Raw genomic sequence first — 26977 nt, 5'->3', positions numbered from 1 at the left:
GAGTAGCATAAAAAAATCCGTAATCCCTGTGAGATTACGGATTGTTACACAAGTACCGGATCGTTCAACTGATCCTTAACTGATCGGCATTAAGCCAGCGGCTCCCTTTTTTTATCACGTTATTTTGCTGTTGCGGGTTGTGCAACGGGACGGCGTGGGCGGTAGAACATCGCCGCGTTACCCGCCAGAATCAGCAACAGGCCGATAAGCGCGTTGAGCCGCCACTGGTAATCTTCAAACAGCGTCGAAATCGACAGTGCCACCAGCGGAAAGAGCAGCGTGGTGTAAGCCGCCTGACTGGCACCGATGCGACCGATCAGGCTGAAGTAGGCACCGAAGCCGATGACTGAACCAAAGATGGCCAGATAGAACAGTGAACCCAGATAGCTGGTGTCGTACTCTGGGGCGAAGCTATATCCCTGAATCAGGCTGAACAGCCCCATCCATAGCGCACCATATCCCATACCCCAGCCGTTGGTCGTCAGTACGTCGCGGCCCTGTCGCTGGTGCTGGGCGCTAATCATATTGCCGAGTGAGAAGCAGTAGGTGCCCAGAATGCTCAATCCCACGCCCCACAGCAGATAGGGCTGCGCGTCGATTTGCGTCAGGTCATGCCAGAACAGCGCGACGATACCAATGAGTCCTAGCGGTGTGGCGATCGCCACGTTGCGCGTTAACGGCTGCCCGAAGAAAAGACGGCTGTTAAAGGCGTTAAATAGCACCGCCATTGAGAAAATGATGGATTCTAATCCACTCGAAATCCAGGCGATGGCGTGGTAAAAACAGAGAAAGTTGACGCCGAATACACACAGCCCTTGTACCATACACAGCAGGTGAGCGCGTGGCGAAAGCGGGCGCAGGCGGCGTGTCAGCGCCAGAAACGTCAGTAAGATGGCCGATGCCAGCGCAAAGCGCCAGAAAACGGACACTTCGGCGGCGACTTCGCCCTGTTGTAGGCTAATTGCGATCCAGGTCGTACCCCAAATCAGGACGACAGAAAAATAGAGTAACGTATTCATTGAGTGATTCCGCATGAGTGCATGACGGCAGTATGGCGCGTGCGTTTGTCGCGGGCTTTCAGCCCCTTGCGGTGAATAACAGAATCTTGCGGTTAAGTGAGAAACGGAGGCAGCAATGCATCGTTATAAAGCGTTCGATACCATGCTGCATCATAAAACCGAACTGCGCGACACCGTCGAGCTGACCTCCGGCGTGCGGCTTGCTTCATGGTTTAACCGCCACGATCGTGTCACGATGGAAAACACCGAACACCATACGCTCAGTCTTTATACTGCCGGTGGCTATGAGAGCTATCATAAAACAGAGGACGGCTGGCATAACGGCGGTGGGCCAGATCGTTTCTGCCTGATGCCGAAACAGAGTTCGTCGACCTGGGATATCCGTGGTGACCTCAATTTTGTTCACCTGTATTTTGACGATGCGCACCTGCGGCAGCTGGCCGAGCAAACCTGGGATCGTAGCCCCGCATCGATCTGTACAGAAGAGCGGATATTTGGCAGCGATCCGCTGATTACGTCGCTGTACCGGCAGTTCTTGCTTAGTAACCGCTGGGACGACTCGGCGAATCAGCTTGTGCTTAGCAGCGCCGCGACGCTGTTGATGATTCAGGTGCTGCGTGGCTACACCCAATTACAGTGGGAATTGCCGACGGTGCGCGGCGGGCTGTCGCCAGCGGTATTACGGCGTAGCAAGATGCAAATTGAGGCACATCTCGATCAACCGCTGACGCTACAGGCGCTGGCGGCGGAAGCGGGGCTTAGCGAGTTTCACTTTGCGCGCATGTTTCGCCAAAGCGTGGGGATGGCACCGCATCAGTATGTCCTGAAACAGCGGCTGACTCGCGCTGAAGCGCTCGTGCGGCAAGGTAAACTGTCGATCACGGACATCGCGCTGGCCTGCGGGTTCAGTTCCGCCAGCCACCTGAGCCACCAATTCAAAAAGGAATACGGCCTGACGCCGTCGGCGCTGCGGCTGGCACAGAAGTAGGTGGGGCGGACGGATGTCCGCCTTTCTCTTTTCTGGACGCGATTATTTCGCCGCCATCAGGCATAAATTCAGCGCCACTTCATACGATTTTATAAACGACGGCACGGGTAAAAATTCAAAGCGCGAGTGGAAATTGTGCGCGCCGGTGAAGAAGTTCGGCGTTAGCAACCCTTTGGCAGACAGCGCCGCACCGTCCGTTCCGCCACGCATTGGTGTCACCTTGGGTTCAATGCCCAGTGTGTCCAGTGCGGCAAACAGCAGGTCGATGGCCCGGCGATCGTCGGTAATCGCGTTGCTGATATTGCTGTAGATATCTGTGAGGGTGTAGGTCACGCTGCCAGTCGGATACTGCGCGCCAATCTTCTCTGCGATCGCGGCGATCTGCTGCTTCCGCTGTTCAAACGTGGCTAAATCAAAATCGCGGATAGACGCTTTGAGCTTCGCTTCATTGGCATTTGCCGTCAGATCGTTAAACCAGACATAGCCCTCGCGTCCCTCCGTATGCTCCGGCGTCTGCTGGCGATCGAACTGGCTGATAAAGTCATGTGCCATGAGCAACGGGTTAACCAGCACGCCTTTCGCCGACATCGGGTGCGCGGGCACACCGGTAAAGCGAATTTCTGCGGAAGCCGCATTGAAGTTCTCATACACCACTTCACCCAGTTCACAGCAGTCGATGGTGTAGGCGAAATCGACATCAAAGCGTTTGAGATCGAGCGCTTTCGCACCACGCAGCCCAATCTCCTCATCCGGCACAAAGGCCACCACGATATCGCCGTGCGGCGTAGTGTCGGTCAGGTTCTCCATGAGCGTCATCACTACGGTAACAGCAGCCTTGTTGTCCGCGCCGAGTACGCTGGTGCCGTCGCTAAAAATGATGTTCTGCCCAACATACGGCAGAATTTCTGGGTGTTCCGCCGTGCGCAGCCAGATGTCCTGCTTGGTATTCAGACACAGGTCTTCACCGGTAAAGCGCAACGTTTGCGGATGAATATGCGGCGACAGGCCGACGTCAACCGTATCGATATGGGTAATAAAACCGATGCGCGGTGCGGACGGACAGTTGCCCGGCTTCACGGCTGTCACGGTGGCGTGCTCATCAATCACCACATCCTGTAGGCCCAGTGCACGCAGCTCATCCGCCAGCAATTGCGCCATTTCATGCTGTTCCGGCGTGCTAGGCAACGTTGTTGAACCGGCATCGCTTTGGCTGGTGACGGCGAGGTAACGGTAAAAACGCGTGCTGAGCTGATGAGCCAAACGGTCTGTCATAACGAATCCTTTTTATTCAGTAATAGCTATGACAGTTATCCTAACGTAGAAATTATTTCATTCGATGGTTTTATTTGTCATTTTATGGTCATGATTTTTATATTTCAGACAGCGGAAGTCAGAAAGCCAACGCAGTAAATGGGGCACGAATAACACTAAATGGGACACGAATAACACAATAAGCGAGGACTGGAATGAAAAAAGCAGGAATACGATTGACTCTGGCAGCGTTGACGCTGGCGGTCGCTTCAGCGGCCTCGGCGAATACGCTGGTGTACTGCTCTGAAGGGTCGCCGGAAAACTTTAATCCGCAGCTTTACACCTCGGGTACCAGCGTGGATGCCAGCGCCGTGCCGATTTATAACCGTCTGGTGGATTTCAAAGTGGGTACCACGGAGCTGGTGCCGAGTCTGGCAGAACGCTGGGACATTAGCGCCGATGGACGCGTCTATACCTTCCATTTGCGCAAAGGCGTGAAATTCCAGAGCAATAAATACTTCAAACCTTCGCGTGATTTTACCGCTGACGACGTTATTTTCTCCTTCATGCGGCAAAAAGATCCGCAGCATCCTTACCACAGCGTCTCGAAAGGAACCTATGCCAATTTTGAAAGTTTGTCCTTTGGCTCGCTGATCCAGAGCATCGAGAAAGTGGATGACCACACGGTGCGCTTTACGCTCTCCCATGCGGAAGCCCCGTTTCTGGCTGATTTAGCCTGGTACTTCGCGTCTATTCTCTCTGCGGAATATGCCGATGCGATGCTCAAAGCCGGGACGCCGGAGCGCGTGGATATGGAACCGATTGGCACTGGACCGTTTGAATTAGCGCAGTATCAGAAAGATTCTCGCATTCTGTTTAAGGCGTTCCCCGCTTATTGGGAAGGCAAGGCCAAGCTGGATCGGCTAATTTTCACCATCACGCCGGATGCCTCCGTGCGGTACGCCAAGCTGGAAAAGAATGAGTGTCAGGTGATGCCGTTCCCTAATCCTGCCGACCTGCCGCGTATGAAAGAGAACAAGGACATCGTGCTAATGCAAAAGGCCGGATTGAACACCGGCTTCCTGTCATTCAATACCCAGAAGGCACCGACGGATAATGTGAAAGTGCGGCAAGCGTTAACGATGGCGATTAACAAGCCAGCGATTATCGAAGCCGTTTTTCAGGGAACCGGAACGGCGGCGAAAAACCTGCTGCCGCCAGGTGTCTGGAGTGCCGATAGCGACCTGAAAGATTATGACTACGATCCTGAGAAGGCGAAGGCGTTACTGAAAGAAGCGGGTTTGGCGGAAGGCACTGCCATTGAGCTGTGGGCGATGCCGGTGCAGCGTCCGTATAACCCGAACGCCCGCCGCATGTCGGAGATGATTCAGGCTGACTGGGCGAAAGTCGGTGTGCAGGCCAAAATTGTCACCTTCGAGTGGGGCGAATACCTGAAAAGGGTGAAAGGCGGTGAGCATCAGGCGGCATTGATGGGCTGGACAACGGCGACGGGCGATCCTGATAACTTCTTCGGGCCACTCTTTACCTGTACGGCAGCCAACGGTGGTTCTAACTCGGCAAAATGGTGTTATGCGCCGTTTGATAAAATCATTATTGAAGCGCGCGCTTCACAGGATCACGAGCAGCGTATTGCCCTATACAAGCAGGCACAGCAGATGATGCACGATCAGGCACCGGCCGTCATGATTGCGCATTCCACCATCTTTGAACCGGTGCGCAAGGAAGTGACCGGGTATGAGGTTGACCCGTTCGGTAAGCATATTTTCTATCAGGTAGACGTGAAGAAGTAAGACGTAGTGAAAACGGCACGCCGTACGGCGTGCCTGACTTCGGCGTAGCGTTATTCGGTTTCATCACCGTAATACAGTTTACCGATGCGGATAATATCGCGCCCCTGTGATTTGCGATGCTTATTGGAATCGCGCAGGGAATAAATGCAGCCGCAATATTCCTGTTGATAGAAACGTTCGCGTTTGCTGATTTCGATCATGCGCGACGAGCCACCGCCTTTGCGCCAGTTGTAATCCCAGTAGGTGACGCCGGGATATTTCTGCGCGGCGTTATGCCCACACTCGGTAATCTGCTGCATGTTTTTCCAGCGTGAAATCCCCAGCGAACTCGAAATGACGCTAAAGCCATTTTCTGCGGCGTACAGCGCCGTGCGCTCGAAACGCATATCAAAACACATGGTACAGCGAACGCCACGTTCCGGTTCCCACTCCATGCCTTTGGCGCGTTCAAACCAGTTATCCGTATCGTAATCTGCGTCGATGAAAGGCACGTTATGCTGTTCGGCGAAACGGATGTTTTCTTCTTTACGGATCAGATATTCACGCTGCGGGTGGATATTGGGGTTATAAAAGAAAATGGTGTAGTCGATGCCTGAAGCGGTGATGGCTTCCATGACTTCACCCGAGCAGGGCGCACAGCAGGAGTGCAGCAGCAGTTTGTCGGCATTATTCGGCAGAGAAAGCTGTGGGCGTTGCAGCGCGCCTGTTTTGATATTCGACATAATAGACTCGTCATACTTCGTTGTGGTCCGCAAGGACGGTGTCGGCACAAATTTGTCACGAATTATTGATGATATGTTCACAAGAGGCAACCTCATGGCCCGTCCCGCGTTATCTTTCCCATTGCGTTACCCGTACAATACCCCCTAAGATTGCCTGCTTTTTTTGGCCTGACTGGCTGTGATTAACGATCGAATGGTTACCGAGTAGCGTTATGCGTGTTCTGCTTGCCCCGATGGAAGGGGTTCTCGATTCATTAGTGCGAGAACTGCTGACTGAAGTAAATGATTATGACCTGTGCATCACCGAATTTTTACGCGTGGTGGATCAGTGCCTGCCAGTTAAATCCTTTTATCGCCTTTGCCCGGAATTACAGCATGCCAGCCGCACGCCGTCGGGTACGTTGGTGCGTGTGCAGCTACTGGGGCAATACCCGCAGTGGTTGGCGGAAAATGCGGCGCGGGCGGTAGAACTGGGCTCGTATGGCGTCGATCTCAACTGCGGCTGCCCGTCGAAGCTGGTGAACGGTAGCGGGGGCGGGGCGACGCTGTTAAAAGATCCCGAGCTGATTTATCGAGGCGCAAAAGCGATGCGTGAGGCGGTGCCCGCACATTTGCCGGTTACAGTGAAAATCCGGCTGGGCTGGGATTCGGGCGCTCGCCAGTTTGAGATTGCCGACGCGGTGCAGCAAGCGGGTGCAAGCGAACTGGCCGTGCATGGCCGCACGAAGGAAGACGGTTATAAAGCCGAATGCATCAACTGGCAGGCGATAGGGGAAATCCGCCAGCGCCTGCGGATTCCGGTGATCGCCAACGGTGAAATCTGGGACTGGCAAAGCGCGCAGGACTGTATGGCGACAACGGGCTGTGACGCGGTGATGATCGGGCGGGGGGCGCTAAATGTGCCGAACCTGAGCCGCGTGATTAAGTATAACGAACCGCGTATGCCGTGGCCGGAGGTCATGCTGCTGCTACAAAAATATGTGCAGTTGGAAAAGCAGGGCGATACGGGACTGTACCACGTCGCACGCATCAAACAGTGGCTCGGCTACTTGCGTAAAGAGTACGACGACGCCACCGAATTATTCAGCGAGATCCGCACCTTGAAAACCTCGGCGGATATCGCCCGTGTGATTGGTGAGCCATAAGCGCTCACCGCTTTTCCGTTCTCTGTTTCCCCGCACTGGATTTCCCGTTCTTGGTTTCCTGACAATGTCTGTTCAGATTTAACGCACCTCATCGCTCTCCCGCTGGTCTGTACTTTACTTTACGAATCGGTTGACGGTATAACACTCCATCTATCTGGAAGTTTAGACGTCTATACCCGTCATACTTCAAGTTGCCTGTGCGTTGGCTGTGCTCACTCACCCGAATCACTTACCTGTGTAAGCTCATCGGGATTCCCTCACTTGCCGCCTTCATGCAACTCGAATTATTTAGGGTCTATACCGTTCAGCTGCATAAAGCAGGGCGGATACATTGATAAAGAAAGGTCATCATGGAACAACACGCATCAGGCACGGAAGGGCAGTTTAAGCGCACCATGAAAGCTCGCCATTTGGTGATGCTTTCTCTTGGCGGCGTCATCGGTACCGGCCTGTTTTTCAATACGGGCTACATTATTTCGACGACGGGCGCAGCCGGAACGCTATTGGCGTATCTGATCGGCGCGCTGGTGGTGTATCTGGTGATGCTGAGTCTGGGTGAACTGTCCGTTGCCATGCCGGAAACCGGCGCGTTCCATGTGTATGCTTCCCGCTATCTCAGTCCGGCGACGGGCTATACCGTGGCGTGGCTATATTGGCTGACGTGGACAGTTGCGTTGGGCTCCAGCCTGACCGCTGCCGGTTTTTGCATGCAGTATTGGTTCCCGCAGGTGCCGGTCTGGACCTGGTGCTTGCTGTTTTGTGTGCTGATCTATTTGCTGAATATTGTGTCTTCCCGCTTCTTTGCCGAAGGGGAATTTTGGTTCTCTATCATTAAAGTCGTCACGATTCTCGCTTTTATCGTACTCGGTGCTGGCGCGATGTTTGGCTTTATTCCGATGCAGGACGGTTCACCCGCGCCGTTCTTCCAGAACATTACCGCGTCTGGCTGGTTTCCACACGGCGGCCTGCCGATTCTGATGACGATGGTGGCGGTGAACTTTGCCTTCTCCGGTACGGAGCTGATCGGCATCGCGGCTGGCGAAACCGAGAATCCGCAGAAGGTGGTGCCAATGGCGATTCGTACTACCGTCGCGCGGCTGGTGATCTTTTTTCTGGGGACGGTGCTGGTGCTGGCGGCGATCATTCCGATGGAAGAGGCCGGTATTGCTAAAAGCCCGTTTGTGCTGGTGTTTGAAAAAATTGGTATTCCTTACGCGGCCGACATTTTTAATTTCGTCATTTTGACGGCGATCCTGTCCGCCGCTAACTCAGGGCTGTATGCCTCGGGGCGTATGCTGTGGTCGCTGTCCAACGAAGGCACGTTGCCGCGTCGTTTTTCTCGCCTGACGCGTCGTGGTATTCCGCTTTTTGCCATTTCCGTCAGTATGCTGGGCGGGCTGTTGGCGCTGTTTTCCAGCGTGGTTGCACCGGATACCGTTTACGTGGCGCTGTCCGCGATTTCTGGCTTTGCCGTCGTGGCGGTGTGGCTGAGTATCTGCGCCTCGCATTATATGTTCCGCCGTCACCATGTCCGCTCGGGAAAACCGCTTTCCGACCTGCAATATCGTGCGCCCTGGTTCCCGATCACGCCGATTCTTGGTTTCCTGCTCTGCCTGCTGGCCTGCGTCGGGCTGGCGTTTGACCCAAGCCAGCGGATTGCCCTGTGGTGTGGAATTCCGTTTGTCGCGCTGTGCTATGGTGCTTATTATTTCACGCAGTCAATGAAGAAACGTAGATTAACGGGAGCGGAAGACATTGCGTAAAAATACGGTTACCGAAATGCTGGCGACGGCATCAACGATTGTGCTGGACGGTGCGTTGGCAACCGAACTGGAAGCGCGCGGCTGTGATTTAACGGATCCGCTGTGGTCGGCGAAAGTGCTGGTTGAAAATCCGGCGCTGATTTATCAGGTGCACCTCGATTATTTCAAAGCCGGGGCGCAGTGTGCGATTACGGCCAGCTATCAGGCTACGCCTCAAGGGTTTGAGGCGCGCGGGTATGGTGAAGCAGAGTCACTGGCGCTGATTGCCAAGAGCGTACAACTGGCGGCGCAGGCGCGGGATGATTACCGGCGCGATAATCCGCAGGCTGGCACGCTGCTGGTGGCGGGATCGGTGGGGCCGTACGGTGCCTATCTGGCGGATGGTTCGGAGTATCGTGGCGATTACCAACTGCCACAGGCTGAGATGATGGCGTTTCATCGGCCGCGCATAGCGGCGCTGCATGAGGCGGGTGCCGATCTGCTGGCCTGCGAGACGCTGCCGTCTTTTGCCGAAATAGAGGCGCTGATTGCGCTACTGGTCGAGTTCCCTCAGGCGCAGGCCTGGTTCTCCTTCACCTTGCGTGACAGCGAACATCTCAGCGACGGCACGCCATTGCGCACGGTGCTGGCGCGGGTCAACGCTTGTTCTCAGGTGGTTGCTGTGGGTATCAACTGCATCGCGCTGGAAAACGTGACGCCCGCGCTGACGCACCTGTCCTCGCTGACAGATTTGCCGTTGGTGGTTTATCCCAATTCCGGCGAGCAGTATGATGCGGTAACGAAAACCTGGAGCAGCGCTCACGACGACGCCTGCTCGTTGACCGCGTATTTGCCCGAGTGGCAGGCTGCAGGCGCACGGCTGATTGGCGGCTGTTGCCGAACCACACCTGCGGATATCGCTGGTATTGCACGCTGCTGCCAGCATGAGGGTCAGCACTAAATAAGGGGATGCTGTGATGGAAAATGATGTGAACCTGCAACAGGCGTACTCGCTTGCCAGACAACGCGTCGCGCCGGATGTGCCGATAACAGTACTGTATATTGGCGAGCAGCAGACGACCGTCATCTGTGGGACGGCATCACAACCGTCTGCAACCCTGCAATTAACCATCGGTTTTGACAAAACGGCAGCGGCATTTTTCAAGCATCTTCCTCCAACACCGGACGAGATGGAGCGGGCGATCATGGCGGTTGAGGATGAAGTGACGCGTATTCGCCACGACATCCCTGCGGATTCCGCTCTGTTTTCTTTCGACCCCGCATTGGTGACCCTCGCACAGATTTCGGGAGCAGAGGAAGAGGACGCAGGCTGGCGTTTGCCACAGGATGACATGGAGCGGACATTTAAACGTCTGGAACGCGTCATGCTGGGGAGCCCGGCGACTTGGGAAGGGATTCCGCTAGAGAACGCTTTCTCCGCCCGATTGCTGATTTTGCGTGAATTTATGCACCATCACGGCTTCGATTCTGCACTGATTTTGCTATTACCTACCGTTGCGGCGTGAAGAACTAGCGGTTTTTCCCTTCTCAGCTACTATTAACGGCGGTCAGCGTCCAGCAAGGATTCTGACCGCATTTTTTTCTGGGAAATCGCCGATAGCATTCGTCAACAGATATTCGTTGCCAGGAAATTGCGATCGGGATATCTGACGTTGTAAGGTAATAACGCGGCACGATTATCGCGGTACCAGGATGTGACAGGACGTAAGGTGTTAATCAAGGAGGGTGAGAGGACGGCCATTAGGCCATATTATGTTACCTGTATGATCTATTTTGCGGATGACTGAACCATTATTATCTTGAATTTCCGTATGACAGCATAATAAAACGCTGTTCTATATAGCGGAGAGTCAATTTTATTTCAGGGAATCCAGTGAGGGGAAAGAACATGGTTGAACATTTCACAGGGAAATATGAAGTTGAACTTAAATTTCGTATCGACGATATAGCCGTTTTCAGGAATACACTTTTTAGCCTTCATCCCGAGGCTTTCGTCTTTGAAAATAAAGAACATGATGTTTATTACGATGATGCAGAGAATCGCCTGCAACAGCAAAATATCAAAATGCTGGTGCGCCGCATGGAGCCATCAGGCATTAAGCTCTGGATTGTGAAAGGGCCGGGCGTCGATCGCTGTGAAGCGGTTAACGTTGAAGGTTTTGAAAAAACTGACAGCATGTTACAGACCTTGGGGTATCGGCCCCTTTTTGAAATTCATAAAATCCGCAGCATCTACTTTTTAAACGCCTTCCATATTACGCTCGATTATATTGAGTCACTGGGTTATTTCGTCGAAATATCGGTGATGACAGATGATGAAACCCAGTTGAAAGCACTAAGGGATCGGTGTATAGAGTGTGCGCTACGGCTTAAATTGTCGTTGGATAATATTGAAACGAAATCTTATTATCAATTATTAGGTTTTAATTAATTGTTCTATTCTGGTTATTGAATTGTTGTTTTTATTGTTCGGTTTACACACGGGGAAATGATGAAAAAATCTATTTCGGCGTTGCTGGCCACGTTAGTGATGGCTTTTTCTCTGTCCGCTCATGGTACCGATGTGGTGCACTATAAAGACGGTGCCTACATCGGTAAAGCGCAGGGGAAGGCGGCAGAAGTTGAGGTCACGGTCAGCATTAAAGACGGGAAGATTGCCAATGCTGAAGTGCTGAAGCATGGCGATACTGAAGCGATGATGCTGAGCGCGACGGATCAAATTGTGCCGGAACTCATTGAGAAGCAGGACATTAACAAGGTGGATGCGGTAACGGGGGCTACGTTATCGAGTCAGGGGGTGATTAACGCGGTGAAACAGGCGCTGGAACAGGCCAAAATCACGCCATAGTCGCACAGTTTTTGGACTATCACCGTTTATGAAAGCTTCATTGATGAAGGCTTAATTGATAAAGGAAATGGCATAGCCGTGGAGAACCTGCTGATTATTCTGCGTCACACGCCTTATTGGGTGTGGATCGTTTTGGGTTATCTGATTTATGTCGGCGTAAAAGCCAGCCGGCCGCGACAGCAATCGCTGGCACGGATGTTAGTTGTGCCGATGGTTTTCATGGTGTGGGGTATCAGTGCCATTTTTCATACGTTGCGACTCCCGCTTGCGGCAGCGGGGGGATTTCTGCTGGCATTGACCATTGGGTTGGGCATCGGATGGGCGTGGGGGAAGACGTCAGGAACCTACCTACCGGAATCGCGCCATTTTCAACGCACTGGTTCGTGGTGGCCGCTGGTTTTGATGCTGCTGACGTTTAGTTCTCACTTCTACTTTTCCGTCCAGTTGGCTCTGTTTCCCGCGGTGGCGCATGACCCCGTATTCTGCCTGCTGTCGGGTGCGGCAAGTGGGATTACTGCGGGGATATTCAGCGGCGTCAGCCTGCGTTTGCTCAACCACATGCGCAAAAATAAGACCATCTCTGGCGCAACACGATAAAAAACAGTAGGTTGCTATAATCGTTTGTCAAAATTTGTCACAAAGCTTTTTCTGCTGCATGAGTGCGTGGGAAAGGGCGGTAAATTATAATGCCGGTGCCTATCCCTTTCATTTAACAGAATACTGTTTAAGTTATTGAAGAATGACTAAAAATTTTAAGCTTTCTCTTTTTGGCCTGTTGTTGCTGTCAACCCATGCTGTGATGTTGCCTCAGGCTGTGGCGAAAGCGCCGACGTACTCCGCTGGCACTGCGCATCAGGAAATCGCTTCCGGTAGCGCCATGGTGGTGGATCTGCGTGATAACCACATCCTTTATTCCAGCAACCCTGATGTAGTGGTGCCGATTGCTTCGGTGACGAAACTGATGACGGCGCTGGTGGTGCTGGATGCCAATCAACCGCTGGATGAAATCATCTCTGTCGATATCAGCCAGACGAAAGAAATGAAAGGGGTTTACTCGCGCGTTCGTCTGAACAGTGAGATCAGCCGCCGCGACATGCTGCTACTGGCGCTGATGTCATCAGAAAACCGCGCGGCGGCCAGTTTGGCGCACCACTATCCGGGCGGCTATCAGGCGTTTATTCGTGCGATGAATGCTAAAGCCCGTGCGTTGGGTATGGCCCACACGCGTTATGTAGAGCCGACCGGGTTGTCCATCAATAATGTCTCGACCGCCCGCGATCTCACCAAGCTCTTGATTGCCAGTAAGCAATATCCGCTGCTGGGCCAGCTTAGTACCACGCAGGAGAAAACGGCGACATTCTCCCATCCGGCGTACAGCCAGCCGTTCAGAAACACGAACCATCTGGTCTATAAAGCGGACTGGAGCATTCAGTTGACTAAAACCGGCTTCACGAATCAGGCGGGACACTGTCTGGTGATGCGTACGGTCATTAATCAGCGGCCTGTTGCGCTGGTGGTGTTGGATGCCTTCGGGAAATATACGCACTTTGCGGATGCTAACCGCCTGCGTAAGTGGATTGAAACCGGTAAGGTCAGCGAGGTGCCTGCCGCTGCGTTGAGCTATAAGAAACAAAAATCGCTGGCTTCGCGCCAACCGCAGAGCATGGCGAGTATCGAAACTGAATAATCAGTACCCCTTCCCAATGCTGTGGGAAGGGGACGTTTTGACGGTGGTCGAACAGGCCACCGCCCGCGATGGCGCTAGGCGCGAGCGCGAAAATCTTCTATCACTTCACCCGCTTTTTTCACTTCATCATCATGCTCAGCTTCACGCCAGGTTTCTGCTAATGCATCTTCTAGCCAACGCTGCATGGCGGGCTGTGCTAACAGATAATCGCAGTAGGCGGCAGCTTCCGGTGACACGGGAAGCTGGTAGGTTTGGATACGGAAAACAACCGGCGCAAAGAAGGCGTCCACGGCCGAAAACTGTTTCCCTGCCAGAAACGGTCCGCTAAAGCGCGTCAGCCCTTCCTGCCACAGTTCGCAGATACGGTTAATGTCGTTGCTGAGAGCTGGTGATATTTCGTTCATTTTAACGCGCACGCCGCAGCTCATGGAGCAGATGTTACGCAGTGCGGTAAAGCCGGAATGCATTTCGGCAGCGGCACAGCGTGCCCAGGCGCGGGTTTTGGCATCGGCAGGCCAGACGCCGGGATGTTGTTCAGCCAGATATTCAGTAATCGCCAACGAATCCCAGACGGTGGTCTCGCCATCGATCAGGCAGGGAACTTTTGCTGTCGGTGAAAAGGCCTTAAATGCCGGCTGTGACATGCCCGGTGCAAAGGCGACCAGTTTCTCTTCGAAAGGAATCGACAGTGCTTTCAACAGCACCCACGGACGCAGTGACCAGGACGAATAGTTTTTATTGGCGATATACAGCTGATACATGTCTGATGCTCCTTGTGTTAACGAAGCCTTAGCATTAGCACGAAAGGGGGGAGAAATCATCCTCCTCTCCGCGGCTTATCTAGCGGTTTTGCGCATTGCTATCAGGATGATGATGCAAACGGAAGGTGGGGAATGTGAATTATGCGTATCGTTTAGCATTATTCTTGCAGTTTTTATTAAATGAAACCTCAATAAATGCACTATATTACGCGCTGTGCATTTGAGTGCGTCGGTGCGGCAACCACTATCGGGAAGCCTTATTCGCTTAAGGCAGGAGAAGGTGTTTTTCGCCTTGTCAGAGAAGGGATGTGACCGTCGGAATCTTCAACCTGTCTTGTGCTTCAGCGCTCTGTTTGGACTCTGACGCCTGGATTGACTGGGTCTTTATAACGAATGAAATGGCTTACTTCACTGACTATAGCAATTGGACTTGCCTGTAATCCGGCATTTGCGCAGGAGTTGACGTCTGCGCCGGCATCAATATCGCCTTCACATCAACAGCGTGATGCGTTTGTCACGGATCTGCTGAAGAAAATGACGCTGGAAGAGAAAATCGGTCAGCTCCGATTAATCAGCGTCGGGACGGATAACCCGAAAGAAGCCATTCGGGAAATGATCAGAAACGGCCAGGTTGGCGCGATTTTTAATACGGTGACCCGCCCGGATATTCGCGCGATGCAAGATCAGGTCATGCAGCTCAGCCGCCTGAAGATTCCACTGTTTTTTGCCTACGATGTGGTACACGGCCAGCGGACTATTTTTCCTATCGCACTGGGGTTGGCCTCTAGCTGGGATATGGACGCGATTGCGAAAAGCGCACGCGTAGCGGCCTACGAGGCGACGGAAGACGGTCTGAACATGACCTGGGCGCCGATGGTGGATATCACCCGCGATCCGCGCTGGGGCCGCGTTTCAGAAGGCTTCGGTGAAGACACCTGGTTGACCAGCAAAATTGCTGGTGTGGTAGTCAAATCCTTTCAGGGCGATGACGTAACCGGACGCCACTCGCTGATGACCAGCGTAAAACACTATGCACTCTACGGTGCGGTGGAAGGCGGACGCGACTATAACACCGTGGACATGAGCCCTCAGCGCATGTTCCAGGACTATATGCCGCCTTACAAAGCGGCGATTGACGCTGGCAGCAGCGGCGTGATGGTCGCGTTGAACTCAATCAACGGTACGCCAGCCACCTCAAATAGCTGGTTGCTGAAAGAGGTTCTGCGCGATCAGTGGAATTTCAAAGGCATCACCATTACCGATCACGGCGCGATTAAAGAGCTGATTAAGCACGGCGTGGCCAGCGATCCGCGTGATGCGTCGCGTCTGGCAGTTAAATCCGGTATCGGCATGAGCATGAGCGACGAGTATTTCGTGCGCTATCTGCCTGAGCTGGTGAAAAGCGGGGCGGTGAGCGTGCAGGAGATTGACGATGCCTGCCGTCAGGTGCTGAACGTGAAATACGATATGGGGCTGTTTGAAGATCCGTATCGTCATTTGGGGCCAGTCGGTTCAGACCCGGTAGATACCAACGCGGAAAGTCGCTTACACCGTCTGGATGCGCGCGATGTGGCACGTAAGAGTCTGGTGCTGTTGAAAAACCGCCTGCAAACGCTGCCGTTGAAGAAAGAAGGCACGATTGCCGTTGTGGGGCCATTGGCTGACAGCCAGCGCGATACGATGGGAAGCTGGTCTGCCGCGGGTGTCACGAAACAGACGATTACCGTCTATCAGGGCCTGAAGAATGCCGTCGGCGATAAAGCCACCATTCTCTATGCCAAAGGTGCCAACGTCAGTAATCACAAAGGCATTATCGATTTCCTGAATCAGTATGAAGATGCGGTTCAGGTGGATAAACGTCCTCCGCAGGTGATGATCGATGAAGCCGTAGCCGCAGCGAAGAAGGCGGATGTGGTGGTCGCCGTCGTCGGTGAAGCTGCTGGGATGGCGCATGAAGCATCCAGCCGTTCGAACATCGACCTGCCGCAAGGTCAACGCGACCTGATTGCCGCGCTGAAAGCTACGGGTAAACCACTGGTTCTGGTGCTGATGAACGGACGTCCTCTGGCTCTGGTGCGTGAAGATCAGCAGGCCGATGCGCTACTGGAAACCTGGTTCAGCGGCACGGAAGGCGGCAATGCGATCGCCGATGTGCTGTTTGGCGACTATAACCCATCCGGTAAACTGCCGATGTCCTTCCCACGCTCCGTCGGCCAGATCCCGATTTATTACAATCACCTGCCGTCAGGTCGTCCTTACACGCCGGAAAACCCAGGCAAATATACGTCTCACTATTACGATGAAGCTAATGGTCCGCTCTATCCATTCGGTTACGGCCTGAGCTACACCACCTTCAGCGTGTCAGACGTGCGTTTGTCCAGCCAGACGATGAAGCGTAATGGGACGATCAACGCCAGCGTCACGGTGAAAAACACCGGCAGCCGCGCAGGGGAAACGGTCGTACAACTGTATGTGCACGATGTGGTGGCTTCCATCAGCCGTCCGCTGAAAGAGCTGCGTGGCTTTGAGAAAGTGATGTTACAGCCGGGAGAATCCCGTACGGTCACCTTCACGCTCGATCAGGAAGCCCTGAAGTTCTACAATGCCCGCATGCAGCAGGTGGTGGAACCCGGTAAATTCGACGTGATGATTGGTCTGGATTCACAGCGTGTGAAGAGCGACAGCTTCACCCTGCTATAATGACGTTTGTCTCGCCGCCGAAAATTCCGGCGGCGAGACGCATTGTGCTGATCGTAATACAGTGTGATTGTTGGAGAATCAGGTATTGCAGGAGAAAGGTATGCCGTTGACTGAAGTGGTACTGGTTGATGAAAATGACAGGCCAACGGGCGTAATGGAAAAACAGGAAGCGCATGTAAAAGGAGCATTACATCGTGCGATTACCGTCTATATCTTCAACTCTCGCCAGCAGTTGTTATTGCAGCAGCGGGCAGAGGAGAAATACCACAGCGGCGGTCTATGGAGTAATACCTGCTGTAGCCATCCTGCGCCCGGTGAAGAGACGTTGCAGGCAGCACATCGCCGCTTGTATGAAGAAATGGGGCTACGCTGTGCGCTGACGCCGATGTTTACGCTGACCTATCGTTTGCCGCTGGATAACGGGCTGATTGAGCATGAACTGGGGCATGTGTATTTTGGCGTGACGGACGACGTTCCGCAGATGAATCCCGATGAAGTGTCGAGCTATGAATATCAGTCGATAGACGACATTGCACAGCGGATGGCGACGACGCCCGACCAGTTTACGGCCTGGTTCCAACTGACCTTCGCGCGTATCCCTGATTACTGGCAGACGTTTCAGTCTGAGCAATCGCATTAGTCGCCTTCACATTAGCGTGAACAACTGCGTTAATTGCCGCGTTTCCATGCGGCACCGTTCGCGCATTCGTGCCGTAGTAATAGTGCTGCGGGCCGAAAGCCTCAGCCCGCGTGCTCGATAATAATGTAGCCCACCAGCATCATGCCAGACATTCCGCCTAAGGCGAGCAGGGCAAAAAGACCGATAATGCCGATTTTTTGAAGAGTCATCAGGTTATCCTTTTGTTAACTGCTCCGAATTATAAAGCCTTCCGCCCATGAAACAAGGCCAAAACACTCCGCGCTTTTTAACTGCCCTTCATTATCGAAATATCTATTAGCGAAATAACAATTACTAAAATAACAATTATCGAAATAACAACAGCAGACCGAAAAACATCAGAATGACGCCGGCTCCGCGCTCAATCGGGTTAAGCCAGCGAGTTAAATGCTGTTGAACCAACGGACGAGCGATCAGCGCGGCGATCAGCAAATCCCACACCAGCACGACAGAAAACATCCAGCTACCGCTGACGACTTGCTGCGTAGGTGTCACATGTTGCCCAAGAATACTGGTCATCAGGCTGATGTAGAACAACATATTTTTGGGGTTTAACAGCGCTGAGCCGAGCCCCAGCAGGATTTGTTTACGCAGCGTTGGGCAACGATCGGACTGCTGTTCCGCCTGTAGCGATAGCACAGAACGACTTTTCACTAACTGATAGCCAACCCAGAGCAGATAGGTCGCCCCGGCTAATTCGATGAGGGTAAACAGCGTGGGCGAATGCTGAATACCTGCCCAGCCGATCGCTGCCAGCAGGATGTAAATGCCATTGCCCAGCGCGATGCCCAGACAAATTCCTGCACTGCCGCGCAGCCGGTAGCGAATGGCATAGGCCGTCAGCAGAAAGAAGTCTGGGCCTGGGCTCAGTAGCGCCACAAAATGCGCCAGCGCCAGAGCAGGAAAGTGGGTGGGAAAGAGAGAATCGGCGGAAAAAAGGGTATTAATAAACATGCTATTTCTGACCTCGATAAGTAATCGAGGTCAGTCTAGACAAGGTGTCCCGCTATTTATTGTCAAATATTGATCGCGCGTACTGACCCGGTGTCGCGGCGGTGTATTGCACAAACGTTTTGTGGAAATGGCTTTGATCGCAGAAGCCGCTTTGATAGCTGGCATCAACCAGCGGCGTGCCCTGTTTCAGCAGCGATTTGGCATACTCAATGCGGGCATTATTCAGGAATGCCATCGGTGTGATGCCGGTATCGTGACGAAATTGTCGCACGATGGTTTCACGTCGCAGGTTCAGCTCCTCCGCCAGCGTTTCCAGCGAGGGTGATTCTTGCAAATTATTCAGCAGACGTTCGCGTACGTGGCGCGTCGTGGTTTGCGAAGCATGATGGGGTAAAGCTGGCAAACAAGACGGCGCAGGCAGGCAATATTGCCGCCAAATCGGTTCCAGCATCGCTCTGAGGTGATGATCTGCTGACGCAATTTCTCCCCGATACAGCAGGGTCACTACGTGCTGATAACGTATAAACAGTGCGGGATCGCGTAGGACAACGCGGCTGCAACGCAAGGTATCCGCTTGATAACCCCAGTGCGTCGCAATCTGATCGAGACACCACTCGGTATCCAGATAAAGCATGTGATAACTGCGTGTTTTTCCAGGAAGTGGGTTGCAGCTGTGCGGCTGTTGAGGATCGATGAAAATCAGGTCGCCAACCTGTAAGTGATGGGTTTCGTTGCGGTAATGGCAAAGCGTTTCGCCGTGTTCTATCGCCCCAATAGAGAATTGCGCGTGGCTATGTGTTTTGTAGGCGTGGCTGCTATTGCGCGTGCTACGGCTTTCAACATGCGGTAACCGTGGCGAAAACCAGTACGATTGGTTAATGGCGTGGACTGAAGACATAATTTACCGAAGCTATTGTTTATGAAAATAGCGTTTACCGCTCGCGACACAGATAGGGTTTACCCTAATCGCTGGGCGGAAGATTGTCGAGATCGGAATTGTCGCGAGCGTGATATCGGCTGACGTCGCCGGGCGTCTGTGGGACAATGGCGGCCAGATTACACAGATACAGAGTATGCATGGCGCTGTCCCCCGCAATAAAATTGCAGATTGGTCAATGGTATAAGGCCCTGCAAGAGCAAATTCCGGATTTTATTTCCCGCGTTCCCCAACGACAGATGATTGCCGAAGTGGCGAAAACGCTGGCGGGCGATTACCCGCGCCATCTGGCTATAGAAGCGCCAACCGGCGTCGGGAAAACGCTTTCTTACCTTATTCCGGGTATTGCGGTAGGGCGTGCGGAGGACAAAACGCTGGTGGTCAGCACCGCGAATGTGGCGTTGCAGGATCAGATTTACAGCAAAGATTTACCGCTGTTGCAGAAGTTTATTCCCGAACTGAAATTTACCGCTGCATTTGGCCGTCGTCGTTATATTTGCCCACGTAATCTGGCGATGCTGGCAACCGATCCTGACGCGCAGGGGGATTTACCGCTCTTTCTGGACGATGAGCTGATGTCCGCCAGCAAGGAGGAAAAACGTACCTGTGTACGGCTTGAGAAAGCACTGCAAGGTCATGCCTGGGATGGGCTGCGCGATCATTATCAGGATTCACTTGACGATAGCCTGTGGCAGAAGTTGAGTACGGACAAAGCGAACTGTCTCGCGCACAACTGCCATTACTACCGCGAGTGCCCGTTCTTCATCGCACGGCGTGAGATCGAACAGGCCGATGTTGTGGTGACCAACCATGCGTTGGTGATGGCGGCGATGGAAAGCGAATCGGTACTTCCTCCCCCTAAAAATCTCCTGCTGGTGCTCGACGAAGGGCACCACATTCCCGATGTTGCCCGCGATACGCTGGAGATGTCTGGCGATATTCATCCGGCTTATATGATGGCGCAACTGGAACAGCTGGTGCAGCTTATCGGGCAATGTATGGCGCAGTTTGCTCCTAAATCGCCGCCGCGACTCGCTAACAGCGAACGGTTAACCAGCCACTGTGAGGAGATCCGTGAGTGCGTGCTGTCTTTCTCGCAAATGTGCGGGCTGTTTCTTCCGCATGACGGGCAGGAAACCGAATACCGTTTTGCGATGGGCAAAATGCCGGATGAAATGCGTGAACTCTGCGTGCGGTTGTTCAAACTGACCGACACGCTGCGGGCGTTGGCAGAGTATATGCTTAACGATCTCAGCGAGAAAACCGGCAAGCATGACGTGGTGCGGGTCTATCAGGCATTGCTGAAAATGAGCCGCCAGCAGGGCTATCTTGAGTCCATGAGCAAGCTGTGGCGACTGGCGGCGATGGAGAAGTCGTCGAACGCGCCGGTTTCCAAATGGATTACGCGGGAAATGCGCGATAACCAGCCGCATCTTCACCTGCACTGTGCGGGGATCCGCGTCTGCGATCAGCTTGAAAGGCTGCTGTGGGGGAAGGTGTCGCACGTCGTGATGACCTCGGCAACGCTGCGCTCGTTGAACAGTTTTGCGCGTATACAGGAGCTTTCTGGACTGAGCGAGCAGGAAGGGGACACCTTTATCGCGCTGGATTCACCGTTCAACCACCGCGAACAAGGGCGTCTGGTGATTCCCAAAATGCGTTATGAACCGCTGATGGAGTCAGAGTCGCAGCATATTGCTGAAATGGCACAGTTCTTCCGGGCGGAGTTAAAACAGGATAAGCATAAAGGGATGCTGATGCTGTTTGCCAGCCAGCGTGCCATGCAACTCTTTCTGACGCAGGTGACCGATTTACGCCTGATGCTGCTGGTTCAGGGAGATAAGCCGCGCTACAGGTTGGTCGAGCTACATCGGCAGCGGGTACAGGAAGGCCAGACTAGCGTGTTGATTGGTTTACAGTCCTTTGCGGAAGGGTTGGATCTGAAAGGGGATCTCCTTTCTCAGGTGCATATCCATAAAATCGCGTTTCCGCCCATCGACAGCCCGGTGATTCTGACGGAAGGCGAGTGGTTAAAAAGTCTCAAACGGCATCCGTTTATCGTACAAAGCCTGCCCAGCGCCTCGTTTAACCTCATCCAGCAGGTTGGACGCCTTATTCGTAGCCATGACTGCTTTGGTGAAATCGTCATTTACGATCGTCGCCTGTTGACCAAAGGCTATGGCGCACAACTGCTGGCGGCGCTGCCCGTTTTCCCGATTGAACAGCGGGATATGCCATAGCAAATTCCTATATATTCGTTTGCAGAATAAAGGGGTAATTAATCCCTATTTAGCGCTATATTTTTTTATTCTTATTTGTTAGATTTGTCTCGGAACAGCAAGGATGCCGTTAATTCGTGTGACAAAGTGTGTCATTACGCAGTGCGGTTTTTATCAACCAGGGACAGGTACCATGATGAAAATTAACGCAGCGAATAAAATTTCCTTCCTTTTCAAAAACGAATGCGGTCTGGCATCCGTTTCTCTTGTTGTCCATATCAATACCAATAATAAAAATTAGTCACCGTGACTTTATTATTTATCATTTGATAATAACGAAAATAATTGGCGTTATTTCTTAATTATTTCCTTATAGAGATAATTTTTATTTATATGCGTTTTTTGGATATAAATATTTTTAGTGAGCGTTATCTACCCAGGAGACGATTAGACCGCGGCCACACGCGGTGCATGCAATACCTCGATTGCATGAAGGGAATTAGGATTCTGATCATCCCGATCAGACTTATGGAGAAGAAAAGATGGCTTTACGAGATCAAGATAAGGATACCGCAGAATCGGCATTGCATGCAGCGGGTACGGGATATAGTGATGTGTACGATCTGTATAATTACCACTCCCGTGGCGATGGACAGCTTAATGGCAAACCCTCGTTCACAAGCGATCTGGCTGCTAAGGAAATTGTCCGCGACGGTCTGACCTGGAATGGCACGAACGTATTCGGTAAATCCGCTAATTTGACCTATTCGTTCTTACAGAACGTACGGTCTATCCCTTCTGGCGATCAGGGCTTTGTGAAATTCAGCGCAGCCCAGGAACAACAAGCTAAGCTGTCTCTGCAATCGTGGTCAGATGTTGCCAATATCACGTTTACTCAGGTTAGCCCTACCCAAAAAGCTACCATCACGTTTGGTAACTACACCCGTGATTCAAGCGGTCGGATGGACTACGATACTCAGGCTTACGCTTATATGCCGGGTAACCACTCGGCAGCGGGCAGCGCCTGGTTTAACTACAACTCTGATACGGTGCGTAACCCGGCAACGGAATACGGCAAGCAGACGCTGACGCATGAAATCGGTCATGCACTGGGCCTGAACCACCCCGGTGATTACAATGCGGGTGAAGGTAACCCGACCTACCGCGATGTGACCTACGCGGAAGATACACGCCAGTTCAGCCTGATGAGCTACTGGAGTGAGCAAAACACCGGGGGCGATTTCCAGGGGCACTATGCTGCGGGTCCGCTGATCGATGACATCACAGCGATTCAATATCTTTACGGCGCAAACATGAACACACGTACCGGTGATACGGTATATGGTTTCAACTCCAACACAGGTCGTGATTTCTATTCAGCGAATAGCAGCAGTGACAAATTGATCTTCTCCGTTTGGGATGCGGGCGGCACGGATACGTTTGATTTCTCTGGTTACAGAAACGATCAGCGTATCAACCTGAATGAAGGTGGATTCTCTGATGTTGGCGGCCTGAAAGGTAACGTGTCTATCGCTCACGGCGTCACAATCGAAAACGCCATTGGCGGTTCTGGCAACGATATTATTATCGGTAACGATGCGAATAATATTTTGCAGGGCGGTGCAGGCGATGACGTTATTTACGGCGGCGGCGGTGCTGATACGCTGACGGGCGGTGCGGGCAAAGATATTTTTGTCTATGCCAGCGCGAGTGACTCTTCCTATAAGAACGGCTATGACACCATCACGGATTTCCAACGCGGTATCGACAAAATCGATCTGTCAGCGTTGAATCAAAAAGGTGATTTGCAGTTCGTCAATTCATTCACCGGACTGGGTAATGAAGCATTGCTTAACTGGAATGCCGATAGCAATACCACCGATCTGTGGCTGAACTTTGCGGGTCAGACCACGCCAGACTTTGTTGTACATATTGTTGGTCAGCCTTCTGCGGCAACCGATTTTATCGTGTGATGTAGCAAGGACGGGGTAACCCCCGTCCTTTTCTGTTATCGACTTGGGGCCACTATGAAAAAGTTAATCATCGCGGCGCTGTTAAGTGCAATAAGCGGAGGATGTATGGCGAGTAGTTTGAAGTTGCCTTCAGCAAGTGAGCTAAGCGGCGTATGGCAATTGCGTGGCGGGGAACAGCAGTGTGAGGTTGTGCTGCACAATACGCCGTTAGTGGATAACACCTGGCGTCTTGAGGGTGATGCGCCGTGTTTAAACGCGCTGCTATCTGATGTACCAGCAGGCTGGAGGCCTACGCCGGACGGTATCACGCTGACGAAAGAACAAGGTCAGTCCGTGGCGTTCTTTAGCAAGGAAAAAGAGGGCTATACGCTGATATTGCCTGATGGCAGTGCGCGTACGTTGCATAAACAGCCCTGACAGGAGAGGCAAACGCAGTGAGTCAACTAGCAAATAAGGAACGTTCGTTGTTGAGTATACTGCGTCCTTTCCGGCGCAGCTTTTGGAGCATTGGGATTTTCAGCGCCATCGTTAATCTACTGATGCTGTCGCCTTCGATTTATATGCTGCAGGTTTACGATCGCGTACTGGCTTCGGGGAATGGCACCACGTTGCTGATGCTCACTCTGCTGATTGCTGGCTTGGGGATATTCATGGCGGCACTCGAATGGGTGCGAAGTCTGGTGGTCGTGAGACTCGGCACCCGTATCGACCTACAGCTGAATCAACAGGTTTTCAACGCCGCATTTGAGCGCAATCTGGAGGCCGGTGAGGCCAAGGCGGGTCAGGCGCTGAACGATCTCACGCTACTGCGGCAGTTTATTACGGGCAACTCACTGTTTGCCTTCTTCGATATTCCCTGGTTTCCCTTCTTTTTACTGGTGCTGTTCCTGATCCATCCGGTTCTCGGCCTGCTGGCGCTAGGGGGAACGGTGGTGCTGGTGCTGCTGGCATGGCTGAACCAGTATCTCACCACATCGCCTTTGGAAGAGGCAAATCACGAAGCGCTACAGGCAACTCATCTTGCGGATACGCAACTGCGTAATGCTGAAGTCATTGAATCGATGGGGATGCTGCCTAATCTGCGCCGCCGTTGGCTGGGGCAACACTACCGTTTTATTACGCTGCAAAATCTGGCAAGTGAGCGGGCCGCGGTTGTCGGGGCTGCATCAAAACATGCGCGTATTTTTCTGCAATCGCTGATGCTCGGCGTGGGGGCCATGTTAGCGATTAAGGGGGAAATCACGCCGGGGATGATGATAGCGGGATCAATTCTTGTCGGGCGCGTGCTGAGCCCTATCGATCAACTGATCGGTATTTGGAAACCGCTGAGCAGCGCGCGGCAAGCCTGGTCTCGACTCAGCCGTATCATGACGGCTTATCCGCCCAAAGCGGAGGCGATGGCGCTGCCCGCACCGATTGGCCAGCTTAGCGTCGAGAATGTGTTATTGCAGACGCCGCAAGGGGCATCACGATTGCAGGATATCCATTTCTCGCTTCAGGCGGGAGAAACGCTGGCGATTCTGGGCGCATCAGGTTCAGGTAAGTCGACGCTGGCACGTCTTTTGGTTGCGACGCAAACACCTACGCGTGGCAAGGTTCGACTGGATGGAGCCGATCTCAGTCAGGTAGATAAAACGGCGTTTGGTCCGGCAATGGGCTATCTGCCACAGGATGTGCAGCTCTTTAAAGGCACGCTGGCGGAGAATATTTCCCGCTTTGGCGAGCATGACGCGGAAAAAATTGTCGCGGCGGCGAAGCTGGCTGGCGTCCACGAAATGATTCTTAGCCAGCCGCAGGGATATGACACGCCTCTTGGCGCTGACGGCAACGGGCTGTCGGGCGGGCAACGGCAGCGTATCGCTCTGGCCCGTGCGGTGTATGGCGATCCCTGCCTGCTGGTACTTGATGAGCCGAACTCCAGCCTCGACAACGAAGGTGAAATGGCACTGGCGCAGGCGATCTCGCATCTTCAGAAGCGGGGTGCGACGGTGGTACTGATTACGCATCGTCCTGCATTAACCACGCTGGCGCATAAAATTCTGGTGCTCAATCAGGGTAAGCAACAGCGCTTTGGGCCAGCGCGCGATATTCTGAACGAATTGCAGCCGCGCCGTGCCGCTAATCAAGCACAAATGACACCTGCTGCTGCTGTCCAGCCGTAACAGGGAATGACGAATACAGGGAAAGACATGTCCGCATCAGAAATAAGCGAAGAGAGTATGAACCAGACGGCGCGGCGCGATGAAAAACGTGCCGTGCGTCTCGGGTGGTTGCTGGTGCTCGCCGGGTTCGGCGGTTTTCTTCTGTGGGCGCTGTTTGCACCACTGGACAAGGGCGTCATGGTTAATGGCAGCGTTGTGATTTCCGGTAACCGCAAAGTTGTGCAACACAATCAGGGCGGTATCGTCGATAAAATCCAGGTGAAAGACGGCGACAGAGTCGAGGCCGGTCAGATTCTGCTCACGCTGAATGAGGTCGATGCGCGTTCGGCGAGTGAAGGGCTGGATGGTCAGTATTTACAACTGGTGGCGCGTGAAGGTCGGCTGCTTGCCGAGCAGCAGCGCCTGGGCGACATGGTGATGACACCTCGCCTGCAACCGCTAGCGGAAAAGCCAGAGATGCGCGTGATTACGGCATTACAGCGTGATTTACTGCACAGCCGTCAGCAGTCGCTCAAGCTTGAAGCGGAAGGAATGCGATCGAGCATCGCGGGGATGGAGGCGTCACTCAGCGCCCAGCGTCAGGTGATGTCCAGTAAGCAGAAACAGCGGGAGACGCTGGAACAACAGCTGCAAGGGCTGCGCTCACTGGCGGCGGAAAATTATGTCCCGCGCAACAAAATGCTGGAGAACGAACGTCTGCTGGCACAGCTTAACGGCGATATCGCCCAACTGGCGGGAGATATTAATCGTACCCGTCGTGATATTGAACAACAAACGCTGCTGATCGCCCAGCGCCAGCAGGAATACGACAAAGAAGTGAATAGCGAGCTGGCGGACGTGCGGGCACTGCTGAGCGATGTGGGTAGCAAGAAGGAAAAAGCCGATTTCAATCTGGCGAATATTCAGATGCGCGCACCGGTTTCCGGTACGGTGGTCGGGCTGAAAGTGTTTACGGAAGGCGGTGTGATTGCGCCGGGTCAGACGCTTCTGGAGATCGTGCCGGATGACCAGCCTTTATTCGTGGATGCGCGTCTACCCGTTGAGCTGGTGGATAAAGTCTGGCCGGGATTACCCGTTGAACTTCAGTTTGTCGCGTTTAATCAAAGCACGACGCCGCGTGTGGCAGGAACGGTCGAACTGCTGTCCGCCGACCGCCTGCTGGATGAGCGGGACGGTTCACCTTATTACAGCCTGCGCGTTCAGGTGGATGAGGCAGGTAAACGTGCGCTAGAGGGGCTGGAAGTCAAGCCCGGTATGCCAGTGCAAGGGTTTGTTCGTACCGGAGAGCGGTCGTTCGTCAATTATCTCTTTAAGCCTTTAATGGATCGCCTGCATCTGGCATTAACGGAAGAATAATC

At 53.2% G+C, this 26977-nt stretch carries 24 protein-coding genes; 17 read left to right on the top strand and 7 right to left on the bottom strand.

What is annotated here, in order from left to right:
- Nucleotides 1-119: 119 nt before the first annotated feature.
- A complete protein-coding gene (locus BUB06_RS18540; RefSeq protein ID WP_039476314.1) occupies nt 120-1019 on the bottom strand; it encodes a DMT family transporter in 900 nt (299 codons plus the stop codon).
- Between the two features lie 115 nt (nt 1020-1134).
- Here BUB06_RS18540 and BUB06_RS18535 point away from each other — a divergent pair, with 115 nt between their 5' ends.
- The gene (locus tag BUB06_RS18535) at nt 1135-2007 is read left to right on the top strand and encodes a helix-turn-helix domain-containing protein (protein WP_039476310.1); all 873 of its coding nucleotides are present in this window, start codon (nt 1135-1137) and stop codon (nt 2005-2007) included.
- A gap of 42 nt (nt 2008-2049) precedes the next feature.
- On the opposite strand, the gene pepT is transcribed toward BUB06_RS18535, so the two are convergent.
- Nucleotides 2050-3279 (bottom strand): peptidase T, encoded by a 1230-nt coding sequence (pepT, locus tag BUB06_RS18530; RefSeq protein WP_039476308.1) that lies wholly within the window; start codon nt 3277-3279, stop codon nt 2050-2052.
- Nucleotides 3280-3473: 194 nt separating this feature from the next.
- On the opposite strand from pepT, the gene BUB06_RS18525 reads away from it, so the two are divergent.
- Nucleotides 3474-5069 (top strand): ABC transporter substrate-binding protein, encoded by a 1596-nt coding sequence (locus tag BUB06_RS18525; RefSeq protein WP_039476305.1) that lies wholly within the window; start codon nt 3474-3476, stop codon nt 5067-5069.
- 50 nt (nt 5070-5119) lie between these two features.
- Here BUB06_RS18525 and BUB06_RS18520 read toward each other — a convergent pair whose 3' ends face one another.
- Entirely contained in the window at nt 5120-5791 is a 672-nt protein-coding gene (locus BUB06_RS18520; RefSeq protein WP_039476301.1) for an epoxyqueuosine reductase QueH, read from the bottom strand.
- Between the two features lie 212 nt (nt 5792-6003).
- Between BUB06_RS18520 and dusC the strand changes: the two genes are divergently transcribed.
- From dusC to pbpG, 8 genes are all read left to right on the top strand, one after another.
- Nucleotides 6004-6936, top strand: a complete 933-nt coding sequence (gene dusC, locus BUB06_RS18515; protein ID WP_039476299.1) for a tRNA dihydrouridine(16) synthase DusC — start codon at nt 6004-6006, stop codon at nt 6934-6936.
- Between the two features lie 350 nt (nt 6937-7286).
- Nucleotides 7287-8699 carry an S-methylmethionine permease gene (gene mmuP, locus BUB06_RS18505; protein WP_010297603.1) on the top strand — a complete coding sequence of 471 codons (1413 nt, stop codon included), beginning with the start codon at nt 7287-7289 and terminating at the stop codon, nt 8697-8699.
- Nucleotides 8692-9639: a homocysteine S-methyltransferase gene (gene mmuM, locus BUB06_RS18500; RefSeq protein ID WP_039476296.1), complete on the top strand. Its 948-nt coding sequence runs from the start codon at nt 8692-8694 to the stop codon at nt 9637-9639. Before mmuP ends, mmuM begins: the two co-directional genes overlap by 8 nt.
- Before the next feature lie 16 nt (nt 9640-9655).
- On the top strand, nt 9656-10204 hold the full coding sequence (locus BUB06_RS18495; RefSeq protein WP_039476293.1) for a hypothetical protein: 549 nt from the start codon (nt 9656-9658) through the stop codon (nt 10202-10204).
- A gap of 383 nt (nt 10205-10587) precedes the next feature.
- Nucleotides 10588-11130, top strand: coding sequence for a class IV adenylate cyclase (gene cyaB, locus BUB06_RS18490; RefSeq protein WP_010297594.1), 543 nt, complete (start codon nt 10588-10590; stop codon nt 11128-11130).
- 60 nt (nt 11131-11190) lie between these two features.
- Nucleotides 11191-11547 carry an FMN-binding protein gene (locus BUB06_RS18485; protein ID WP_039476290.1) on the top strand — a complete coding sequence of 119 codons (357 nt, stop codon included), beginning with the start codon at nt 11191-11193 and terminating at the stop codon, nt 11545-11547.
- Between the two features lie 78 nt (nt 11548-11625).
- On the top strand, nt 11626-12144 hold the full coding sequence (locus BUB06_RS18480) for a DUF6622 family protein (protein ID WP_139294555.1): 519 nt from the start codon (nt 11626-11628) through the stop codon (nt 12142-12144).
- Between the two features lie 142 nt (nt 12145-12286).
- Nucleotides 12287-13234, top strand: coding sequence for a D-alanyl-D-alanine endopeptidase (gene pbpG / locus BUB06_RS18475; RefSeq protein ID WP_039476287.1), 948 nt, complete (start codon nt 12287-12289; stop codon nt 13232-13234).
- Nucleotides 13235-13308: 74 nt separating this feature from the next.
- Here pbpG and BUB06_RS18470 read toward each other — a convergent pair whose 3' ends face one another.
- Nucleotides 13309-13995: a glutathione S-transferase family protein gene (locus tag BUB06_RS18470; protein ID WP_039476285.1), complete on the bottom strand. Its 687-nt coding sequence runs from the start codon at nt 13993-13995 to the stop codon at nt 13309-13311.
- A 393-nt stretch (nt 13996-14388) separates the two neighbouring features.
- On the opposite strand from BUB06_RS18470, the gene bglX reads away from it, so the two are divergent.
- Nucleotides 14389-16695 (top strand): beta-glucosidase BglX, encoded by a 2307-nt coding sequence (bglX, locus tag BUB06_RS18460; protein ID WP_039476282.1) that lies wholly within the window; start codon nt 14389-14391, stop codon nt 16693-16695.
- 100 nt (nt 16696-16795) lie between these two features.
- On the top strand, nt 16796-17335 hold the full coding sequence (idi, locus tag BUB06_RS18455) for an isopentenyl-diphosphate Delta-isomerase (RefSeq protein ID WP_010297575.1): 540 nt from the start codon (nt 16796-16798) through the stop codon (nt 17333-17335).
- A gap of 101 nt (nt 17336-17436) precedes the next feature.
- Here the strand turns inward: idi and BUB06_RS22510 are convergent, their stop codons facing one another.
- The 3 genes from BUB06_RS22510 to BUB06_RS18445 form a co-directional block, all read right to left on the bottom strand.
- Nucleotides 17437-17544 carry a membrane protein gene (locus tag BUB06_RS22510; RefSeq protein WP_010297573.1) on the bottom strand — a complete coding sequence of 36 codons (108 nt, stop codon included), beginning with the start codon at nt 17542-17544 and terminating at the stop codon, nt 17437-17439.
- A gap of 136 nt (nt 17545-17680) precedes the next feature.
- Nucleotides 17681-18328, bottom strand: coding sequence for a LysE family translocator (locus BUB06_RS18450; RefSeq protein WP_039476278.1), 648 nt, complete (start codon nt 18326-18328; stop codon nt 17681-17683).
- Nucleotides 18329-18380: 52 nt separating this feature from the next.
- Nucleotides 18381-19226, bottom strand: a complete 846-nt coding sequence (locus tag BUB06_RS18445) for a helix-turn-helix domain-containing protein (protein ID WP_039476275.1) — start codon at nt 19224-19226, stop codon at nt 18381-18383.
- Nucleotides 19227-19405: 179 nt separating this feature from the next.
- Here BUB06_RS18445 and dinG point away from each other — a divergent pair, with 179 nt between their 5' ends.
- The 5 genes from dinG to BUB06_RS18420 all read left to right on the top strand — a co-directional run bounded on the left by dinG (nt 19406) and on the right by BUB06_RS18420 (nt 26975).
- Entirely contained in the window at nt 19406-21505 is a 2100-nt protein-coding gene (dinG, locus tag BUB06_RS18440) for an ATP-dependent DNA helicase DinG (protein WP_039476272.1), read from the top strand.
- 521 nt (nt 21506-22026) lie between these two features.
- Nucleotides 22027-23457, top strand: a complete 1431-nt coding sequence (locus tag BUB06_RS18435) for a serralysin family metalloprotease (RefSeq protein WP_039476270.1) — start codon at nt 22027-22029, stop codon at nt 23455-23457.
- Nucleotides 23458-23562: 105 nt separating this feature from the next.
- Nucleotides 23563-23874 carry a protease inhibitor Inh/omp19 family protein gene (locus tag BUB06_RS18430; protein ID WP_010297561.1) on the top strand — a complete coding sequence of 104 codons (312 nt, stop codon included), beginning with the start codon at nt 23563-23565 and terminating at the stop codon, nt 23872-23874.
- Between the two features lie 17 nt (nt 23875-23891).
- On the top strand, nt 23892-25619 hold the full coding sequence (locus BUB06_RS18425) for a type I secretion system permease/ATPase (protein WP_039476268.1): 1728 nt from the start codon (nt 23892-23894) through the stop codon (nt 25617-25619).
- Nucleotides 25620-25646: 27 nt separating this feature from the next.
- Nucleotides 25647-26975 carry an HlyD family type I secretion periplasmic adaptor subunit gene (locus BUB06_RS18420; RefSeq protein WP_039476265.1) on the top strand — a complete coding sequence of 443 codons (1329 nt, stop codon included), beginning with the start codon at nt 25647-25649 and terminating at the stop codon, nt 26973-26975.
- The last annotated feature ends 2 nt before the right edge of the window (nt 26976-26977 follow it).

Source organism: Pectobacterium carotovorum (genome assembly GCF_900129615.1).
Taxonomy (GTDB): domain Bacteria; phylum Pseudomonadota; class Gammaproteobacteria; order Enterobacterales; family Enterobacteriaceae; genus Pectobacterium; species Pectobacterium carotovorum.
This window is presented reverse-complemented; position numbering and strand designations above follow the sequence as displayed.

Coding starts and splice junctions, on each gene's coding strand:
- BUB06_RS18525 (WP_039476305.1), top strand. CDS start 3,474: ATGAAAAAAGCAGGAATACGATTGACTCTGGCAGCGTTGACGCTGGCG.
- BUB06_RS18470 (WP_039476285.1), bottom strand. CDS start 13,995: ATGTATCAGCTGTATATCGCCAATAAAAACTATTCGTCCTGGTCACTG.
- BUB06_RS18435 (WP_039476270.1), top strand. CDS start 22,027: ATGGCTTTACGAGATCAAGATAAGGATACCGCAGAATCGGCATTGCAT.
- dusC (WP_039476299.1), top strand. CDS start 6,004: ATGCGTGTTCTGCTTGCCCCGATGGAAGGGGTTCTCGATTCATTAGTG.
- BUB06_RS18540 (WP_039476314.1), bottom strand. CDS start 1,019: ATGAATACGTTACTCTATTTTTCTGTCGTCCTGATTTGGGGTACGACC.
- BUB06_RS18450 (WP_039476278.1), bottom strand. CDS start 18,328: ATGTTTATTAATACCCTTTTTTCCGCCGATTCTCTCTTTCCCACCCAC.
- pbpG (WP_039476287.1), top strand. CDS start 12,287: ATGACTAAAAATTTTAAGCTTTCTCTTTTTGGCCTGTTGTTGCTGTCA.
- BUB06_RS18520 (WP_039476301.1), bottom strand. CDS start 5,791: ATGTCGAATATCAAAACAGGCGCGCTGCAACGCCCACAGCTTTCTCTG.
- mmuP (WP_010297603.1), top strand. CDS start 7,287: ATGGAACAACACGCATCAGGCACGGAAGGGCAGTTTAAGCGCACCATG.
- BUB06_RS18430 (WP_010297561.1), top strand. CDS start 23,563: ATGGCGAGTAGTTTGAAGTTGCCTTCAGCAAGTGAGCTAAGCGGCGTA.
- BUB06_RS18495 (WP_039476293.1), top strand. CDS start 9,656: ATGGAAAATGATGTGAACCTGCAACAGGCGTACTCGCTTGCCAGACAA.
- BUB06_RS18445 (WP_039476275.1), bottom strand. CDS start 19,226: ATGTCTTCAGTCCACGCCATTAACCAATCGTACTGGTTTTCGCCACGG.
- idi (WP_010297575.1), top strand. CDS start 16,796: ATGCCGTTGACTGAAGTGGTACTGGTTGATGAAAATGACAGGCCAACG.
- dinG (WP_039476272.1), top strand. CDS start 19,406: ATGGCGCTGTCCCCCGCAATAAAATTGCAGATTGGTCAATGGTATAAG.
- bglX (WP_039476282.1), top strand. CDS start 14,389: ATGAAATGGCTTACTTCACTGACTATAGCAATTGGACTTGCCTGTAAT.
- BUB06_RS22510 (WP_010297573.1), bottom strand. CDS start 17,544: ATGACTCTTCAAAAAATCGGCATTATCGGTCTTTTTGCCCTGCTCGCC.
- pepT (WP_039476308.1), bottom strand. CDS start 3,279: ATGACAGACCGTTTGGCTCATCAGCTCAGCACGCGTTTTTACCGTTAC.
- BUB06_RS18420 (WP_039476265.1), top strand. CDS start 25,647: ATGTCCGCATCAGAAATAAGCGAAGAGAGTATGAACCAGACGGCGCGG.
- cyaB (WP_010297594.1), top strand. CDS start 10,588: ATGGTTGAACATTTCACAGGGAAATATGAAGTTGAACTTAAATTTCGT.
- BUB06_RS18535 (WP_039476310.1), top strand. CDS start 1,135: ATGCATCGTTATAAAGCGTTCGATACCATGCTGCATCATAAAACCGAA.
- BUB06_RS18485 (WP_039476290.1), top strand. CDS start 11,191: ATGAAAAAATCTATTTCGGCGTTGCTGGCCACGTTAGTGATGGCTTTT.